The organism is Leptospira ryugenii, from assembly GCF_003114855.1.
Classification (GTDB): domain Bacteria; phylum Spirochaetota; class Leptospiria; order Leptospirales; family Leptospiraceae; genus Leptospira_A; species Leptospira_A ryugenii.
In genome coordinates, this window is the sequence record NZ_BFBB01000008.1 from 240,604 (window position 1) to 258,052 (window position 17,449).

The following is a 17,449-nucleotide window of genomic DNA, read 5'->3' on the forward strand; positions in this document are numbered from 1 at the left end:
TGCAGTATTTCTAAAATCACCATTAGATGCAAACCAATTCCAACTATATTCTTGTTGATACGCCGAAAGCTTTAGAACTAGCCTTGCTCAATCTCAGGCAGTCAAAAGTTTTGTCAATTGACACCGAATCTTCCGGATATTACACATATTATCCACGTGTTTGCCTTATACAGATCAATTCTCGGGGAAAAAACTACCTAATCGACCCGCTTCGGATCTCGAATTTGTCATCTCTCGGGCCTCTCTTTCTTGACCCAGAGATTCTCAAGATTTTTCACTCGGCCCAAGACGATATCAAAGCTCTCAAAAGAGATTTTTCCTATGAGTTTGTCAATGTTGCGGACACAATGATTAGCTCTAGGCTCCTATCCATGGAACAAAGCTCCTTATCGTACTTAGTTGAATACTACCACAAAGTTACTCTTTCCAAAGTTGAACAAAAATCCAATTGGGAGACGAGACCTCTACAAAAACAACAGCTTAGGTATGCGGCTTCGGATACAGCTTATCTGGAATCGATTTGGCTGAAGATGGAAGAGGAATTGAAAAAACGAAATCTGCTAGACGAAGCAAAGTCAGAATTTGCATTCACAGCGCAGGAAGCCTATGTGGCAAAGGAAGGAGAGGGATTTTCCCTCGCAAAGTTTCCCGATATCTTAAATTTTACTCCCCTTGAAAGGAGAAAGATCTTGGAGCTTTTGCGCTACCGCGATGAAAAAGCAAAGCGGATAAACAAAGCCAGCTTTCGAGTCTTTGGAAATGATAAACTCGCACAATCTGTAAAAGAAGAACCCAACGAAGAAAAATGTATGGAATGGTTTGGAAAGAAAGATGGAGCAGAGATTTATAAACTTTTGATCAGTGAATACAATGATCCTATCGAAGCTTCCGAGCTTACCAAACGACATGGTGAAGATCTAAATGAAGAAGAAGATAAAAAATTCCAATTGGCTAAGAAATGGCGACTGCGCATCATGAGGATTCGAAGGATGGAACATTCATTACTTCCGTCTAACAAACAGCTCATCGCTATTCTAAAAGCAAACCCACAAAATGTAGAAGAGCTCAGGGGTTTAAAAATCTTTTCTGACTGGAAAGTTGAAAATTATGGACCTTCCCTGATTGCCGCTTTAAGTGGTTCCAATTATGATAGTCTTCTCCAAAAACTCACACCGATTCGTTCCAAAGAAGCCTTCATCGCAAAAAGAAAAAAAAAGCAAGCCAAACAGCAAGCAGAAGGATGAATCTCGACTTAGGACGCATCCGCTCTGAACTAAACCAAGGATGGAATGAGCTGCCAAATACAACAGAAATCGTTTCTTCTGTGGTTGTGCCAATCTTCCATACCCAAGAAGGCGAACATGGATTTATCTTAACCCAGCGTTCCCAACACCTCAAATCTCATCCGGGACAGATTTCTTTTCCAGGTGGAGTCAAGGATCCCGAAGATTCAGATCTTTTGTCTTGTGCCCTGAGAGAATGGGAGGAAGAGATGGGAGTCTCTCGCACTCAAATCGAAATCATAGGAAAGCATGAACATCTGCTAACCAGAACAGGATTTCATATTACTCCTTTTTTGGGGATCTATTCCGGTGATTTCCAATTTTCCTATAATAGAGATGAAGTAGAAAAGGTGATTCTCCTTCCAATCAAAAGTCTTTGGAATGCTCCCTTTTACCAAATTCAAATCCCCAACCGTGGGCCAGAAAATACGGCTTACTATTTTGATCTAGATGAAGGATTGCTTTGGGGGGCCACATGTGAATTGATTCTCCGATTCCTAAGACATTATGCCTCCTTCCAACGTGAGCCAAATCTCGTGAAGCCAAATCTCAATACTCCTCCCTTTTTCCGCCCCCCAAGAAACTAAGGTAAGTTTTTGAATCGGCCGACATTCATAGTGTGATCCATTCACTTCCTCCATTCAGATATTTTATCTTTTTACTTTTCATCTGTTTGCCGATTTGGATGATCCAGCCAAATACGCCTAATAAAAGATATGTGATAATATTAGATGCGAGTGGTTCAATGGCCGAAAAGTTAGACGGTATCTCTCGTATGGCCTTGGCAAAGGAACAACTTCAACGATTTCTAAGTAAACTTCCCTATGATGCTGAAGTTGGCTTAGTTGCCTATGGCAACCGAATACCTGGCTGCGACTCCGCTCGTCTTTACCATCCGATACGTAGAGGAAGTAGTTTTTCCGTAATGGGCAAACTAGGAAACTTAATACCGGCTGGCTCTACTCCCATTGCCTCTACGATCGATATTGTGGGAGAACATCTACTCAATGAGAGAGAGGAAACCCAGATCCTTTTGATCTCAGACGGAATCGAAAGCTGTGATGGAGACCCGATTGCAAGCTTGCAACGCATTAAGGTGCGCGGAAAAAAATTCAAACTCCATGTCTTAGGAATCTCATTGGATGCCAGATCTGAAGATGAAATGCGTTCCCTAAGTCTTGCGGGCAATGGATCTTATTTTTCGATTCGAGAAAGGGAGGACATAGCGATAGCCTTCCAAAGTTTTGAGCAGGCAAAGGTAAAAATAGAAACCGTTGTTAGTTCGCCCAAACCTAGTGAACCTAAAATCAAAATTGTAAGCATTTTACCCTATTCTGAATCAAATTCGTACATTGTAAGATACGAATATGAAGGAATTCTTTCGCACCAAGAATACTTGGCGAAGTTGATGGTCTTTCCGAGAGAAAAGAAAAGTGTCCTAAACCAAATCCCTCCTTCGGATTTAATCCAATTAGAAGTGCAATCCTTGTCTGAATCCAAAGGTAGTGGGAAAATTGTCTTACATTTAGCAAAATCGATCGATTCGCTTGCGCAAATGGAACTTTGGGATATGCATGGGATTCCTTCCCGCATGGCAAAATCGGAGTTAAATCTTTTACAGAACTTTCAGCCTTAAACCGACATAATAAGTATGAAGTTGCTGGCCATAGTATTCTCGATTAGCCTATTTTGCTCTAACCAAGCTCTCTTTTCCCAAACGAACCAAAAGGTAGGGCAAGTTTTCAAAGAAGAGGAAAGAAAAGCAGGGGAACTCCATTACAAACGAGCGCTAGAAAGCTTTGAAGATCGAAACTATACAAAGGCTTTAGAGGAGCTAAAGCTATTTCTGGTTCTCTACCTCCGGCACCCAAAAGAGTGGGAAGCGAGGAAATTGCTCTCTAGGACTCACAAAAAGAGGGGCGATCTCTTAGCTTTGGCAGAAAATGAGCTACAAATGTACAAAGATTATCCGAATACTGAGGAGGGTCTCGATGCATATCTCGAATCAGCACGTGCTTGGATCCGTCTTGGAAAGGAAGAAAAAGCACAAAATATTCTGTTGGATATAACGAAAAATACCTATTCGTCGAAAATTGCGCAAGAAGCGGAACTGGAACTTTCCCAATTAGAAATTTTAAAAGAATCCAAAAATAAGTAATTTTTAGGAAAATATTGCCTCTATGATCTCCGATAATAAAGTAGTCAACGGTTACGTAGAGAAAAGCTAACAATGTCATTTTTTCAAATGGTTACCTTCCCAGCAAACTCCTACATCATTGTAGAGGGAAAGAAAGATGCGAATAATTTTTATATCATTCGCGAAGGGAAGGTACGTATTACAAGAGAAACAGCAGTTGTCGGAGAGGATCCTAACCAGGTTCTTGGACCGGGAGACTTTTTTGGTGTTGTCGCAGCCATGAGCCAACATGCTCAAATCGAATCCGCCACATCGCTTACCAATGTATCTTTAATCTCTGTCAGCTACGACCAATTTGGAACCCTCATCCAAAAGTCGACAGCGGTTGCGATGAACATCATTCGATTTTTTTCGATGAAGCTCCGTCAGTTCGATACTACCATCACTCGACTTTCCTTTCGTAATGCCGTTGAGGAAGATCCGAACGAATTGTTCAAAATCGGTGAGTACTATTTCCAACAGCAAAATATGTCTCATGCGACTTTTGCTTACCAAAGTTATTTGAAACACTTACCCAGCGGTCAGTTTGTACCGCAGGCCAAACTTCGCTTACAAACCATGAACCAGCCTTTCCAAGGCGCGGTGATCGATTATACAAAATTCAATCGTACCTACAAAGACAATGAAATGATCTTTTGTGAACATGAGCCTGGAAAGGAATTGTTCATTTTACAGGCCGGAAAGGTCAAAATCTCCAAAATCGTTAACCAAAACGAAGTGATGTTAGCTGTATTACAAGCGGGCGACATTTTTGGAGAGATGGCTATTTTGGATAATAAGCCTCGATCTGCGTCCGCGATTGCCTCTGGAGATGTGGAATTGTTAGCCATTAACAAAGCAAACTTCGAGGGGATGGTAAAGGCTCAGCCTCAACTTGCGACTCGTTTGATTACCCTTCTCTCCGAGCGAATTTGGACAGCTTACAAACAATTAGCCAATCTTATGTTAAAAGACTCCCAAGCTAGGATTGTGGACACACTCCTCACATTGAGCGAAAAAAATAGAGTCAAGATTGCCCCCAAACAGGCATACAACTTTGAGATAGGTACTAAGGATCTACTTAAAATGGTGGGTCTTACTGATCCGAAAGACGAACTACTCATTGCAGACATTATGAAACAAAACAAATTTATTCGCCTGGACATGGGAAAAATCGTATGTTCCGACATGGCAGAGTTAGAAAAACTCGTCCAATTCTACCATAAAAAGGCGAGTATGGAGAACAAACTTAAGAAATTGAAATAATTTCTTCTTGCGTTTTCTATCGAATAGCCTGTCTTATTGTGTGAACTAGAATGAACGAAAAAATACAAATCGAAGAAAAGGGCAATACCATCCATATCAAGTTTATGGACCAAATCTTGGACGGTAACTCGGCTGAGCTACGTGAGACCTTGGCAAATACTCTGGAAAAATCTGCCACAGAAGTCCTTCTCGATATGGAGAAGGTAGTCATTGTTAGCTCTTTGGGAATCTCACGACTGCTATCGTTTAAGAACAAGGCAGATGAAAAAAGGATGACCGTAAAGATCATCAATATCCAGGACAAATTAAAAGAGACTCTTAAGAAGTTGATGTTAGACCAGTTTTTCGGTCTTTAAACCGGAGTGACCTTAAGCCTCCGGTTTTAAGCCGTGGCTCGCAAGGTCAGCCTCTGTCATGATCCTTACTAATTCTTTGAATTTTACTTTTGGTTCCCAGCCTAGCTGACGTTTGGCTTTGGCAGGGTTTCCAATCAAAAGTTCTACTTCTGTGGGACGGTAGTATTTAGGGTCAATTTTGACGAGGACTTTGCCAGACTTTTTGTCTTTGCCTACTTCGGCTTCCGCTTTTCCTTCCCACACAATCTCATGCCCAGCGATCCGAAAGGACTCTTCAATGAATTCTCGAACGGTATGGGTTTCGTTGGTTGCAACAACATAGTCATCAGGCGTGTCTTTTTGTAACATCATCCACATCATCTCAACATAATCAGGAGCATAGCCCCAGTCTCGTTTTGAGTCAATGTTTCCCATGATGAGGGCAGATTGTTTGCCTGCTTTGATAGCTGATACGCCCAATGTGACCTTTCTTGTGACGAAAGTTTCCCCCCGTCTTGGGGATTCATGGTTGAAAAGAATGCCGTTGGAGGCATGAATTTGATATGCTTCACGGTAATTAACAACGGCCCAATACGCATATAACTTTGCAACGGCGTACGGAGACCTGGGATAGAATGGTGTTTTTTCAGTTTGTGGGACTTCTTGGACTAATCCATATAATTCAGAAGTTGAGGCTTGGTAGAATCTGGAATTGACTCCTGTTTGTTTAATTGCATCTAAAATTCTGAGTGTTCCAACAGCATCCACCTCTGCCGTATACTCGGGAACCTCAAAAGAAACCTGAACATGTGATTGTGCGGCTAGGTTATAAATCTCATCTGGTTCTATCTTTTCCAAAATTCGATTTAAATTAGAAGAATCTGTCATATCTCCGTAATGAAGGAAAAGATTTGGATCTTCGTGTAGGTGTTCAATCCGACCACGATTGAAAAGACTCGTTCTTCGGACGATCCCGTGAACTTGGTAGCCTTTTCCAAGCAACAATTCGGCTAAATAGGAGCCATCTTGGCCTGTGATTCCAGTGATGAGCGCTTTTTTCATATTGTAAGGAACAAAATGAGCCGAGAGACAATTTCGAAAAGGAAAATTGTAGGAATGAAGCTAAAAATTATTCTCATTTCATCAGTTCATCGAGAGGCTTGGCTTGCTTAGAAACCAAAAGAAATGGTCTTCCAAAAGAGTTTGTCAGTGAAGCTTCCGCATCCACTCCAGATGCTAGATACAGAGTTGCGATCAAATCCCTGAGGTGATACGCATTTGATCCTTTCAGAGGGGACTCTCCTTTTTTGTCAGATTCTCCTAAAACAAAGCCTCGGGGTAAATTTCCACCGCCTAACAAAGATGTCCACACTTTAGGGTAATGATCTCTCCCATCACGACTTCCAACATCTGGTGTTCTGCCAAACTCTGAACTTAAAAAGAAGATGGTTTGGTTCAGTAGTCCAGAAACAGCTAAGTCTTCAATCAATGCCGCTAAACCTGCATCGGTCTCTGACATGATCTTTGCAATTTGCGCTTTGTTGTTTCCATGTGTATCCCAGCCACCTATGGTAATTTGTATGAAAGGTGTTTCTCTCTCAACCAAACGTTTTGCTAAGAGACATGCCTTCCCTTGCCAAGATTTCCCATATCGCATTTGATTTGCTTCAGATTCTTTTTTAAGATCAAAGCTCGATAGCTCATCCGAGTTTCGAAATTCCTCCGCAGCATGTACCATTTTTGCCCAAAGTTTGATTTGCGAAGATTGGTTGGTTTTTCCGAACTCTTCATTTAGAAAATTAAGCATATCCTTTCTACGCACCAGTCGCTCCTCTTTAAACTTTCCATAGGATGGATTTAGATGGTTCACAGGCTGGTCCAAATTTCCGATATGAAACCCAGCATATGGAATACCCAGAAAACCAGAGTTACCTATGCGTCCACTACGTCCGCCCATTGTCACATAACTTGGAAAATATGTTTTTTGTACTTTTTTCCTTTTTGCAAAGGCAATGACAGAGCCAATATGCGGGATGTCAGGAAAACCCATGCCCTCCGTAGAACGATAACCCGTATTGAGCAAATACTGGCCAAAACCATGGTCACCATCTTCACTCCAAGTGCTTCGGATGATGCCGATATGTTTGAGTTGAGCAGCAGTTTTGACAAATGGCTCTAGTACTTGGATATTGCTGATAGATGAAGAGACTGTTGAAAAAACACTATTTGCTTTTGGATCAAGTGTATCAACATGGCTCATCCCTCCTTCCATATTTATAAAAACAACAGATTTAATTTTTGGATCAACGTTGATATCTTCTGCGTTTTCCCCTTCTTCTTCTTTTGCAAATAAGCCATTATCGGTGGAGAAGATGTAAGGTAGGCCTAGAGTTGCTAAACTTGCGAAAAGAAATTTCTTTCTGTCGAAACGATCTGAATCAATTAACATGTAAAAACTCCTGGCTGTTCATAATTGCCCAGCTCAAATCCTGTAAAAATTCTCGATCATAGGTAGTCTCCGTTTTTATAAATTTAGATTTATAGTATTCGGATTCTCTTTGGCTTGGATGTCTACCCAATAGACTAAGGTAAACATGGTCAATGGTCTTGAGCATAGACTTTGTTTCGTCAAATTTCTTTTTAATGGACGACTCATTTCCACCAAAATCCCATGTCAATTTTCCAGTAACTCGTCCATTCATAAGTGTTAATACTTGTTCTATGGTGATTTCATTAAAGTCATCAGCAATATCAACTCGTGGACCGGATCCAAAAACAGAGAGAAAATTATGGTAGGGTGCAGGATGTTCCACTTCTGCGGCACTCGAAACTTCAGAGGGATTGTCTTTTGGAAATCGTATGTTTCCTATTCCTTTTAAATCTATTTGAGAACCAAGCTGAAGATTCGGAAGTCGGCGTTCACGTAAATTGCCAATTGTTAAAGTTTGAGAAGCTTTGAGTAAAGAATTCAAAAGCTGATCTGCATCCAATCGTTGCGCATAAAAAAACTTCATAGGCTGTGTATCTTTGGATTGTCCTGGTGCCGATCTTATATAGGCTTTTGAAGTAACAATATATAGAATCAGATCTTTGATCCGGTATCCATTGTTTTTGAAGTAAGTGTCGAGATGATTTAGGATTTCTTCTCCTTGTAGTTTTGTATCTTCATTCCAATCATCCAAAGGAGTGAAAAAACTCCAACCCATCAAATGAGTCCAAATCCTATTGATGATCACTTTTCGGAACCGAGAATTCTCAGGATGTGTTAACCATTCCGCAAATACCTTGCGTTTGTCATCGCCAAACTTAAATTTGGCTTCCTTTCCATCTGGAAACTTTGCTCGAACTAAATCACCTCCTGGTGCATCATCAGAATGAGGAAACCGCAATCCAATTTTTGGTTCATAGAAGATGGTGGCATGTTCTAATTCATGTTTCTTTTGGAATTCCTTTCGTTGGTCTGCAGACCACTGGTTCCAATTCTCGTTGGACCATTCATTATTTCTATCTTTTAGTTTTTTTGCATCCTCTGTTGGCAAATGCTCCTCAATCTCACGTGGCACATAAACTATCTCTTCACCTTTGTATCTATCTTTGTCCCAGGAGCCATCCCGGTAATACATTTGGCTAAAAAATGATGCCAATGCATAGTAGTCTCTTCGAGTGTAATCTTGGATATATGGATGATCATGGCACCTCGCACAAGCAACCCGCTGTGCATAAAATAATCGACCAACATACTCAGCGATCTGTAAAGGATCAGCAGCATCACGCAAATAAAAGCCTACGGCAGGATTGTTTGCTAAATTGCCATCTGCTGTTAGCATCTCTTTCACTAATAAGTGATATGGTTTATTTTCATGTAATGAATTTGCAATATAGCGAAAAAATGCTCCTGTTTGGAGTTTTCTACCTTTAGCACGATCTCGAAACAATGCTGTAAACTTAATAGCCCAATATTCAGCAAAGTTAGCTTCTTTCAAATAGCGGACTGCATAAGTTTGAATCTTATCATTTGATTTATCCTTTTCAAAATCAGTGACTTCCTCAAGGGAAGGTAAGGTACCTTTTGTATGTAAAGCTAACCTTCGCAAGGCGATACTATCAGTTACTGGCTGGCTAATAGCACTGTATTTTTTATAGATCTGGTCAATAGGATGCTCGGAAACTTTGGCATCTGTCGGTGATTGGTATATGTACAAGAATGATGCAATGCAAACAATCATTGTCATAAATAGGAAATGGATTCGCGACATAGACCAGAATCATACACATGAATTCTATTAATTAAAATATTTTTCTTGCAAAATTCAGAATTTATCGAATAAAACTTCGTTCGATGTCTTCAGAGAAAATTTATGAGATGCTTTGGGATTGTGAGTTCTGTGGCTCCAAAAAGCTACTCGGAAAAACTCATAGGCATTGTCCCAATTGCGGAGCCGCACAAGATCCCACTAGGCGTTACTTTCCATCGGAATCGGAAAAAGTAGCGGTTGTAGATCATATCTATTATGGTGCCGATCGGGTCTGCCCATTTTGCCAAACTCCAAATTCTGCAAATGCAAAGTTTTGTGGAAATTGTGGAGGTGATTTGGATGGAGCAAAAGAAGTAACAAGGCGTTCGGATCAGATTGTTGGGCAGGCGAATGATTCTGTCCAAGCTGCCAAAACAGATTTTGAACAACAAAAATCGCAAAATGCAGAAGAGAAACAAGACCTTGCCTTTCCTGATTCAAAATGGATCAAACCTCATGCAAAGACACCCACTTGGGTGAAGTGGACCTTACTCTCCACTCTCGTCGGAGGTATTGGATTTTTTTTATTGGGGGTTCTTTGGACTGAGGTTGTTTCATTGCAGGTGAGCCAACAAAATTGGGAGAGGACGATAGAGATTGAAAGGTTCAAACCCGTTTCTGATTCCTCCTGGTGTGACTCTATGCCAATGGATGCATACAGTGTTAGCCGACGATCGGAAGTGAGAAGTTACCGTCAAGTTGCAGATGGAGAAGAATGTCACACAGTTCGCTCTGACCGCGGTGATGGAACCTATTCTGAAAGTGAAAGCTGTAGCACAAAATATAGAAGTGAACCAGAATACGATGACAAATGTTATTTCACTGTCGATCGTTGGACCTTTGAAAGAAATAGTAAAAGTAGCGGTGATGGTATTGATCCAGAGCCTTTCTGGCCTAGCCCAACATTTAATGACTGTGGACAAAGTATAGGCTGCGAACGACTGGGCCAAAGAAAAGAAGTATATACCGTACATTTTATTGAATCAAGTGGTGAGACCCGCGGTGAAAAGCATGATTGTGAATTTGAACAAACAAAGTGGAAACATTTCGTACCAGGAAAGGAATACAAAGCTGAAAAAAGTGTTATCTTTAATTACATTACCTGTGACACTTTAACTAGTATAGAACCACCCACTTCGGAATAGGAGAAGATACAAATGGATCAAAATTGGTTAAATGCAACGTTGGAACGATTCCGATCGGAGGAAGGTCCTGTTAGAAAATTTTTAAAAGAAGCAAGTCTATTTGCAGAGGCCTTTGCAAACCAGGAGTTTGACAAGACAGATGCATTGGTTAGGCAAGAAATTGCAAAAAAATTAACTCCCTTAAAAGACTCGCTCTTAAAACTAGAAGAGGGTTTTGTTGCAAAGGCACAAATCCAAAACATTGGAAAGACAAACCCAGCTTTACAAACATTAGAAAGAGTGATCAATAAGATCACAGCGGCAGGGTATGGATTAAATGGACTTGGTACAGGATTCAAAGCCAGCGCAGAAGAAATAGAAAAATTACTGAACCATGATTTTGGAATATTAGAAAAATTAAGTAGCTTAGAACTTGAAATTACCCAAAAGTTAAATACTTGGTTTGCAGAAAATCCTGAATCCGCCATTTCCAATGTCGTTGCAAGCATTGAAAAAATAGAAAAAGAGTTTGAAGAAAGAAAGAATATTTTTCTGAAAAAATAAATAGGAGAGAGTGCATGGCATTAATAGATAGAATTAAATTTGAAGGTGGACCAAATGACATCGTTTGGCGATATCCCTCTGATGAGATCAGCACCGCAGGACAATTGGTTGTTGATGAAGGTTTAGAAGCTATTTTTTTCAAAGAAGGTAAAGCTCTAGATACATTCGGTCCAGGTACACATACCTTAAAGACCGGAAACATTCCTATCTTAGAAGCTTTGGTCAACCTTCCTTTCGGAGGAAAGACACCGTTCACTGCTGAAGTCTTCTACATTAACAAAGGCATCTTTGCTATGAAATGGGGGACTCCTAGCCCTATTCCGCTTGAAGATCCTAAGTACAAAATCGTTTTGAATATCCGTGCTTTTGGGGATTATAAATTTCGGGTGAAAGATCCAAGGTCTTTTCTAATCCATGTGGTTAAAGCAGGGAATCGCACTACCAATGAAGCAATCGATGAATTTTTAAAACCAAATATAGTTCGAAGCATTGGGGATTTTTTATCAGAGGTCATTCTCAATAACAATACCTCAGTAGTTGAAATCAATAAATTTAGGGATGAAAGCTCTACAGCTGGAAGAGTGAAACTGACCCCAGAGTTTGACAAATATGGTTTAGAACTCACTGAATTCAATCTTGCATCGGTGAATTTTGACCAGGCCGATCCAAATTACCAAAGGATCCAAAAAATCATCACTGACAAATTTGAGATAGATATGTTAGGTGATAAATACCAACAAAAGAAGATGTTTGATATTGGCCAAGCGGCCGCGGAAAACCAAGGCCAAGGTGGTGGTGCATTGGGCACTGGAATGGGCATGGGTATGGGAATGAACATGGGACAGATGATGGGCAATATGATGAACCAAAATCCCCAAGGAAATACAAACGCAAGCGGTGATCCAGCAGCAAGGATAGCAAAGTTAAAAGGGCTTTTAGACCAAGGCCTAATCAGCAATGAAGAATTTGAAGCCAAGAAAAAGGAGATCCTTTCTTCCTTATGACAACAATGGCTCTCCTAACACTGGCTATATTGCCAGGTTTCATTGTAGTTCAAAGGTACTATGCAAAAGACCATCTCCAAAAAGAACCAATTGTAGTTATCTTACGTTCTTTTTTTTGGGGTGCAGCTTTAGTCATACCGGTTGGTATTTTTGAATCATTGATTCCTATGGGAGAATCAGAGTCCATAACTGAAATTGCGATTCATAACTTCATTGTGATCGCACTTTCAGAAGAGTTAGCAAAGTACCTAGCCATTCGATTTTATTCATACAAGAACGATGCATTCAACGAACATTTTGATGGAATTGTGTATGGTGCTTGTGTAGGCGGAGGCTTTGCTACCTTCGAAAATATCTTTTATGTTTTGGACCATGGCTTTGCGGTGGGTGTTTTGCGTGCTTTTTTATCCGTTCCTGGTCATATTTTATGGGGTGCCATTGTAGGCCATTGGATTGCGAAAGAGAAAATGGAGAATCTTTCACCCTGGAAGGCTCTTCTTGTAGGTGTTGGTATAAGCTCTTTTCTGCACGGTGGTTTTGATTTTGTACTCCAATTTGAATCCGTTTCGCTTTACTTAGCTCCAGTTTTTGTATTGAGCCCATTATTTATAGTTAGGTGGTATACGAAAGCATCCTTGGAAAAAGATCACATAATCCTCTTTCCAAATGATAGCTTTTTACCGAAGCCCATTGTCGAGAATAATGATCCCAATTCCCTTTTGCAGAAATTGATGAGAACTTTACTCTATTCGATCACAATTATGTTTTCTATCTTTGGAGTATTCTTAACAATTGTGGCGAGTATAGACTATGCAAACCAAGCCGAGGACTTTGAGACTTGGTTATTTCTAATTCCTATGATTGCTTTTGGAATCGCTATCCTGAGTTTTAGATGGGCAAAAAAATTAAGTATGTAAACTCTTTCAAAGAAAGAGTTTTTTTATTTCTGGTAGGTTTTGTTCTGCTTCCTTCTCACCTTTATCAATAATCTCTTGGTATCGCACAAAATCAAACAATTGAAATTCCTCCAAATGAAAGTGTACAAATAAATCCAATCTCGGTCGTTTCAATCGAGTGATTTCCCTTCCTTCGAGCGTAATCGTACGAGTCATGATTTGCAGAATGGGCGGATATTTTAATGTATCCCAAATATAGCGAAAGAATCCTTTTTCAGTACTATTTCTATCTTCAAACAATTTTACGGGTACGATCTCCTGCAAAGGAGAGACATTTACACCTAATACAACATCTGCGCCCTTAGATCGAATCAAACTTTCAGGCACATTGTTGATCATTCCCCCATCCACTAAGATCTTTTCTCCCAATCTATATGGAGGAAATGCTCCTGGTAAACTCATAGCACTCGTGAGTGCCTCAGTGATCGGGCCTTGATCAAAGATATGTTCTTTACCTGTTTGTAAATCTACAGCCGATGTAGCAAATGGCAAAGGTAACTCTTCTATCCTCTGGTCACGAAAAGCTTCCTTCAACATGCGCCTCATCCTCTTCCCTTTAAAAAAGGCAACCACAGGCAAAGTTGGATCAAATGCGCTCTCTAGTCCACCAAAGAACTGTTTGATTAACTCTTCGATTCTATCGGGTGGCTCTTTCCTTGCATATAGAGCAGCAATCACGGCACCCATGGAGGCGCCAGAAATAAAATCAAAATTGATTCCTTCTCTATGTAAGACCTTTAATAGACCAACGTGAGCAAGTGCACGTGCTCCACCTCCTCCTAAAGTCAATCCACGTGTGTTCGAAACAAGAAAACGAGCAAGAGTGTCTTCCTGGTAAAAATTCCGCAGATTCTCTTCGGAGGTGATATAACTTTTGACAACACCTTCCTCCATTAAACGAAGTGCACGGCCTTGGAAATTCCGTATCCGACCTTTCCAAAATTGTAAAATCTCTTCTTTTTCTTTAAAAAATCTTTCTGGATCTTTTTCCCAAAATACTAAAAAATCTGATTGAACCACCAGAAAGGAAAGATCGGTTCTTGTTACTTTCTCATCAAAATAGAGATGAACTAAAGGAGTTTTTTTACGAATGTCTGTTAGATATTCTGATATCTTTGTCGTATCCATCCCCATAAATGTTGAAATGGGAATCGCCGTGGACATTGATTTGGTTTTCTCACTATAGTTATTTAGAAAGGAAACGATCTTCTTTCCAAAATCATACTCTGGTTCTAGGGGAATATGGACACAGAGCCTTCTGAGTCCACCGAACTGTGCTTTGGTGAAACTTTTGTCCATGTGCTCTCTCATTCGCGAGCCCATCATATAAATAATATTTTGAGCTAATGATTTTTCCTGCGCGGCTAACTGCAGGAATAATTTTCCATCCAAAACATAGACAAGAGTATCAATTACGGCAATCGCAGAAGTAGAATGATTGGAACTTGATATGAGTGAATTTTCTGCTAATACCTGACCACTTCCGATGTAGACAGGACCTTGGTTGGCAACTTCTTCAAGAAGGATTTCTCCATACCGGATTATGTAAATATGCTCTGAAGCCTCACCTTTGTAGTACAAAGCCTCGTGGCTACGGATCAGTCTTTCCTCAATATTGTTGGCGATCCTTCCAATCACCTGTGGAGGCAATTTTTTAAACAGCTCTACAGTTTTTAGGAATTTTAAAATCGCCTGCCTTTCTTGTTCACTGCGCTTCATGTATTGACTCTATATTAAAGTCGTATGTTTATCCATTCCTTCTTACGAAATTTTCGAATAAATGACAAAGCAAGTGCCAAAATCCAGATAAAAAAAGCGATCCATATACCGATAGATCCTCCCTTTAGTACGATCCCGAATAAATATGCCAAAGGCAACATGACCAAAAAAGAAATGACGATATAGGCAAACATCACCCAGTACATAAGACCAGCACTTCGCAATGCAGAGCCAACAACCATATGGTAGGCATCTCCTACTTGGATGAAAGAAACAATCACAAGAGCCGGGTAAGCTTCGGAAATGACGGCTCGAACATCCGTAAAAAAACCAAGCAAAGGTTTTCCAAAAACGATGAAAACGATACCCATACTTCCCATAACAAGGGCAGAAAAAGTAGCAGATCTCATTGTTCCCTCATAGGCTAGTCGTATCTTTCCCTGACCCATGGCTTGGCCTAGTATCGTAGTGGCAGCCACGCCAAATGCAACTCCAGGCATAAAGGACAAACTCATGCAGGAAATGACTACACTAGATGCAGCCAATGTGGTCGTACTGATCAATCCAGCAATCTTGTAGAATCCAGCAAAAGAGAGGTTTGTCATTGCTCCTTCAATTGCAGGAGCAAATCCAACAACTAACAACTCTTTAATGAGAATAAAATCGGGTCCCCAAACTTTATGTTTAAAAAAGACTAATATGTCTTCTCGGAAGAAAAAGAAAAACATAATGAGAAGTGCTGGTATCGACGATAAGGAAGATGCGATCGCTGCTCCCTTGACTCCCATAGCGGGAAATCCCAGATTTCCAAAAATTAGAATCCAATTCATAAAGATATTCGAAAGTGCCGCACTAATGGAGGATAACATCCCTGCCTTCACGACTCCAATCCCATCAAAAAATCCTCTGATCGCAAACCCTAAGAAAAAAAGTAAAGTTCCGAGGAAACGATAGGCTAGGAATTCGCCAGACATTTCAATCACAGCGGGATCATCACCTAATGCGTTCATAATGGTAGGAGCGGCATAAAATCCAAAAATGGAGAGAATAGATCCTAGTAAAAAGGATACATAGATAGCATTGACTAGAGTATTTCCAACTCCCGCTTCATTTTTCTCACCGAACCGCCTTGCTACGATGATCTGAACTGCCATCGATCCACCCATTAAAAAAGCAAATACAGCAAAGTAAACCATCCCACCAAATCCTGTTGCGGCAAGAGGAATCTCTCCGAGTTTTCCTACCATGGCAGTATCAGAAATCATAATCGCAGTATAGCTGATCATCCCAAAAAAGACTGGAATTGCCATATTTAATATCTTTTGATTGAGTCGAGAGAGGTGGAAGACCCGTCTTATTTTATGGAACATTATAAGGACATTTTTTAATGTATTGCGATCTTCACAACCACCTTTATGGCTGTTTACCTGCAGAAACATTATATCGGATAGGAAAAAATAATCCAAACCCTAGGTGGCACATCTACCTTGATTCTTACGAAAAAGCGTACGGTAAGAGGATCTACACTTCGAGCTTTTTTGAGGACTTTAAAGATATAGATTCTTTTAAACAATTATATCATTTCAAAGAAAAAGCTCCATTTTTGCACTTTCAAGCAAAGTTCAATCTCATCATAGCACTCATTGAATTTCATGAGAAAGAAATAAAGGAAGTTTCTCGTGACGTCATTCTATCTCATGCACAATCAAACGTGAGTTATGTAGAATACAGGCTAATGTTTCCTAAAGATGAGCCGAGAGATAGTTTTTTTAGAAAGTTGATCTCCGCTTGCGAAGGAATGATTCTAGGTGAAGAAGTAGCCAAAAAAGAAGGTTTTCCCATTCGCGCAAATTTAGCAATGTCTTTACATAGAGACCTAAATTTCGAAAGACAGTATGATTGGATGAAAAACTGGATGGAAAAGGAAAAGACCATCAAAGACAAATTAGTCGGTATCGATTTCTGCCATATAGAAGAAGGCCATTCTCCTAAACACAAACAATCTTTTTTCCAACAAGTTTTATCGGATAATCGAGCGGAGACTTCTACTGCGCTGAGTATTTTATATCATGTGGGAGAAAGCTTTCGAGACAAAACTCCTTTTTCAGCCGTTAGGTGGGTTTTAGAATCAGCCCAATACGGTGCTCATCGCCTGGGACATGCACTTGCTTTGGGGATAGATCCGGATTTCTTTAAAGGTGAGGAAAGAGTAGAATCAATTGCGGAAAGGATAGATCAACTCAAATATGAAATTGAAAATTATGAAACCATTGCTCAATTTGGAAATTTCTTTCCGAAGCAAGAATTAGAAGATTCTTTAAAGGAGATACTCTCTAAGCCTTTCTCGGATCATGTCTTAGTTATGATGGATTCTAAAAAGACAAAGTATTTAGAAACCTTTCAAAATTATGCGATGGCAATGATTGCCAAGACCAAGGCCGTGATCGAATGTTGCCCAACTTCAAATCTTTACATTGGAATGTTAGAGCAAATCAAAGACCATCCTTTGCGAAGATTTCTGAACAGTGGTTTGCGAGTAACCATCGGCTCGGATGATCCTGGATTATTTGATAGTGATTTAAAGATAGAGTATGAAAGAGCAAACGAAGCAGGAGTATTTCCGGAAGAATTGGAAGCGATTCGAAAGCTCTCCTTCCAATACACCTCCCCTATTTTATCTGGAAGGGAAATCCTTGACCAATCTACATAGGCGGATCAGCCTAGATC

Annotated in this window: 16 protein-coding genes; 11 read left to right on the top strand and 5 right to left on the bottom strand. The window is 40.2% G+C overall.

From position 1 onward, the window contains the following. Window positions 1-26: 26 nt before the first annotated feature. The 6 genes from DI060_RS13730 to DI060_RS13755 all read left to right on the top strand — a co-directional run bounded on the left by DI060_RS13730 (window position 27) and on the right by DI060_RS13755 (window position 5,081). The gene (locus DI060_RS13730; protein WP_108977537.1) at window positions 27-1,244 is read left to right on the top strand and encodes a ribonuclease D; all 1,218 of its coding nucleotides are present in this window, start codon (window positions 27-29) and stop codon (window positions 1,242-1,244) included. Further along, entirely contained in the window at window positions 1,241-1,870 is a 630-nt protein-coding gene (locus DI060_RS13735) for an NUDIX hydrolase (RefSeq protein WP_108977538.1), read from the top strand. Before DI060_RS13730 ends, DI060_RS13735 begins: the two co-directional genes overlap by 4 nt. Window positions 1,871-2,001: 131 nt before the next feature. Then, complete coding sequence (locus DI060_RS13740; RefSeq protein ID WP_209452048.1) at window positions 2,002-2,919, top strand: vWA domain-containing protein; 918 nt, start codon at window positions 2,002-2,004, stop codon at window positions 2,917-2,919. Window positions 2,920-2,934: 15 nt separating this feature from the next. Next, window positions 2,935-3,441, top strand: a complete 507-nt coding sequence (locus DI060_RS13745) for a tetratricopeptide repeat protein (RefSeq protein WP_244594411.1) — start codon at window positions 2,935-2,937, stop codon at window positions 3,439-3,441. A gap of 72 nt (window positions 3,442-3,513) precedes the next feature. Continuing rightward, complete coding sequence (locus tag DI060_RS13750; RefSeq protein ID WP_108977540.1) at window positions 3,514-4,725, top strand: Crp/Fnr family transcriptional regulator; 1,212 nt, start codon at window positions 3,514-3,516, stop codon at window positions 4,723-4,725. A gap of 50 nt (window positions 4,726-4,775) precedes the next feature. Then, on the top strand, window positions 4,776-5,081 hold the full coding sequence (locus DI060_RS13755) for an STAS domain-containing protein (protein WP_108977541.1): 306 nt from the start codon (window positions 4,776-4,778) through the stop codon (window positions 5,079-5,081). 12 nt (window positions 5,082-5,093) lie between these two features. Here the strand turns inward: DI060_RS13755 and gmd are convergent, their stop codons facing one another. The 3 genes from gmd to DI060_RS13770 form a co-directional block, all read right to left on the bottom strand. Continuing rightward, window positions 5,094-6,122, bottom strand: a complete 1,029-nt coding sequence (gmd, locus tag DI060_RS13760; protein WP_108977542.1) for a GDP-mannose 4,6-dehydratase — start codon at window positions 6,120-6,122, stop codon at window positions 5,094-5,096. A 73-nt stretch (window positions 6,123-6,195) separates the two neighbouring features. After that, window positions 6,196-7,509, bottom strand: coding sequence for a DUF1501 domain-containing protein (locus tag DI060_RS13765; protein WP_108977543.1), 1,314 nt, complete (start codon window positions 7,507-7,509; stop codon window positions 6,196-6,198). Then, entirely contained in the window at window positions 7,499-9,316 is a 1,818-nt protein-coding gene (locus DI060_RS13770) for a DUF1553 domain-containing protein (RefSeq protein WP_108977544.1), read from the bottom strand. Before DI060_RS13770 ends, DI060_RS13765 begins: the two co-directional genes overlap by 11 nt. Window positions 9,317-9,399: 83 nt before the next feature. On the opposite strand from DI060_RS13770, the gene DI060_RS13775 reads away from it, so the two are divergent. The 4 genes from DI060_RS13775 to DI060_RS13790 are packed head-to-tail and all read left to right on the top strand — an operon-like array spanning window position 9,400 to window position 12,964. After that, complete coding sequence (locus DI060_RS13775) at window positions 9,400-10,500, top strand: zinc ribbon domain-containing protein (protein ID WP_108977545.1); 1,101 nt, start codon at window positions 9,400-9,402, stop codon at window positions 10,498-10,500. 12 nt (window positions 10,501-10,512) lie between these two features. Continuing rightward, window positions 10,513-11,043 (top strand): LIMLP_15305 family protein, encoded by a 531-nt coding sequence (locus DI060_RS13780; RefSeq protein WP_108977546.1) that lies wholly within the window; start codon window positions 10,513-10,515, stop codon window positions 11,041-11,043. Between the two features lie 14 nt (window positions 11,044-11,057). Beyond that, complete coding sequence (locus DI060_RS13785; RefSeq protein ID WP_108977547.1) at window positions 11,058-12,047, top strand: SPFH domain-containing protein; 990 nt, start codon at window positions 11,058-11,060, stop codon at window positions 12,045-12,047. Then, window positions 12,044-12,964, top strand: a complete 921-nt coding sequence (locus tag DI060_RS13790; RefSeq protein ID WP_108977548.1) for a PrsW family intramembrane metalloprotease — start codon at window positions 12,044-12,046, stop codon at window positions 12,962-12,964. Before DI060_RS13785 ends, DI060_RS13790 begins: the two co-directional genes overlap by 4 nt. A 6-nt stretch (window positions 12,965-12,970) precedes the next feature. On the opposite strand, the gene DI060_RS13795 is transcribed toward DI060_RS13790, so the two are convergent. Further along, entirely contained in the window at window positions 12,971-14,722 is a 1,752-nt protein-coding gene (locus DI060_RS13795) for a patatin-like phospholipase family protein (RefSeq protein ID WP_108977549.1), read from the bottom strand. A gap of 14 nt (window positions 14,723-14,736) precedes the next feature. Continuing rightward, window positions 14,737-16,032, bottom strand: a complete 1,296-nt coding sequence (locus DI060_RS13800; protein ID WP_244594412.1) for an MATE family efflux transporter — start codon at window positions 16,030-16,032, stop codon at window positions 14,737-14,739. A 293-nt stretch (window positions 16,033-16,325) separates the two neighbouring features. Here DI060_RS13800 and DI060_RS13805 point away from each other — a divergent pair, with 293 nt between their 5' ends. Next, window positions 16,326-17,432 (top strand): amidohydrolase family protein, encoded by a 1,107-nt coding sequence (locus DI060_RS13805; RefSeq protein WP_244594413.1) that lies wholly within the window; start codon window positions 16,326-16,328, stop codon window positions 17,430-17,432. Window positions 17,433-17,449: the final 17 nt, after the last annotated feature.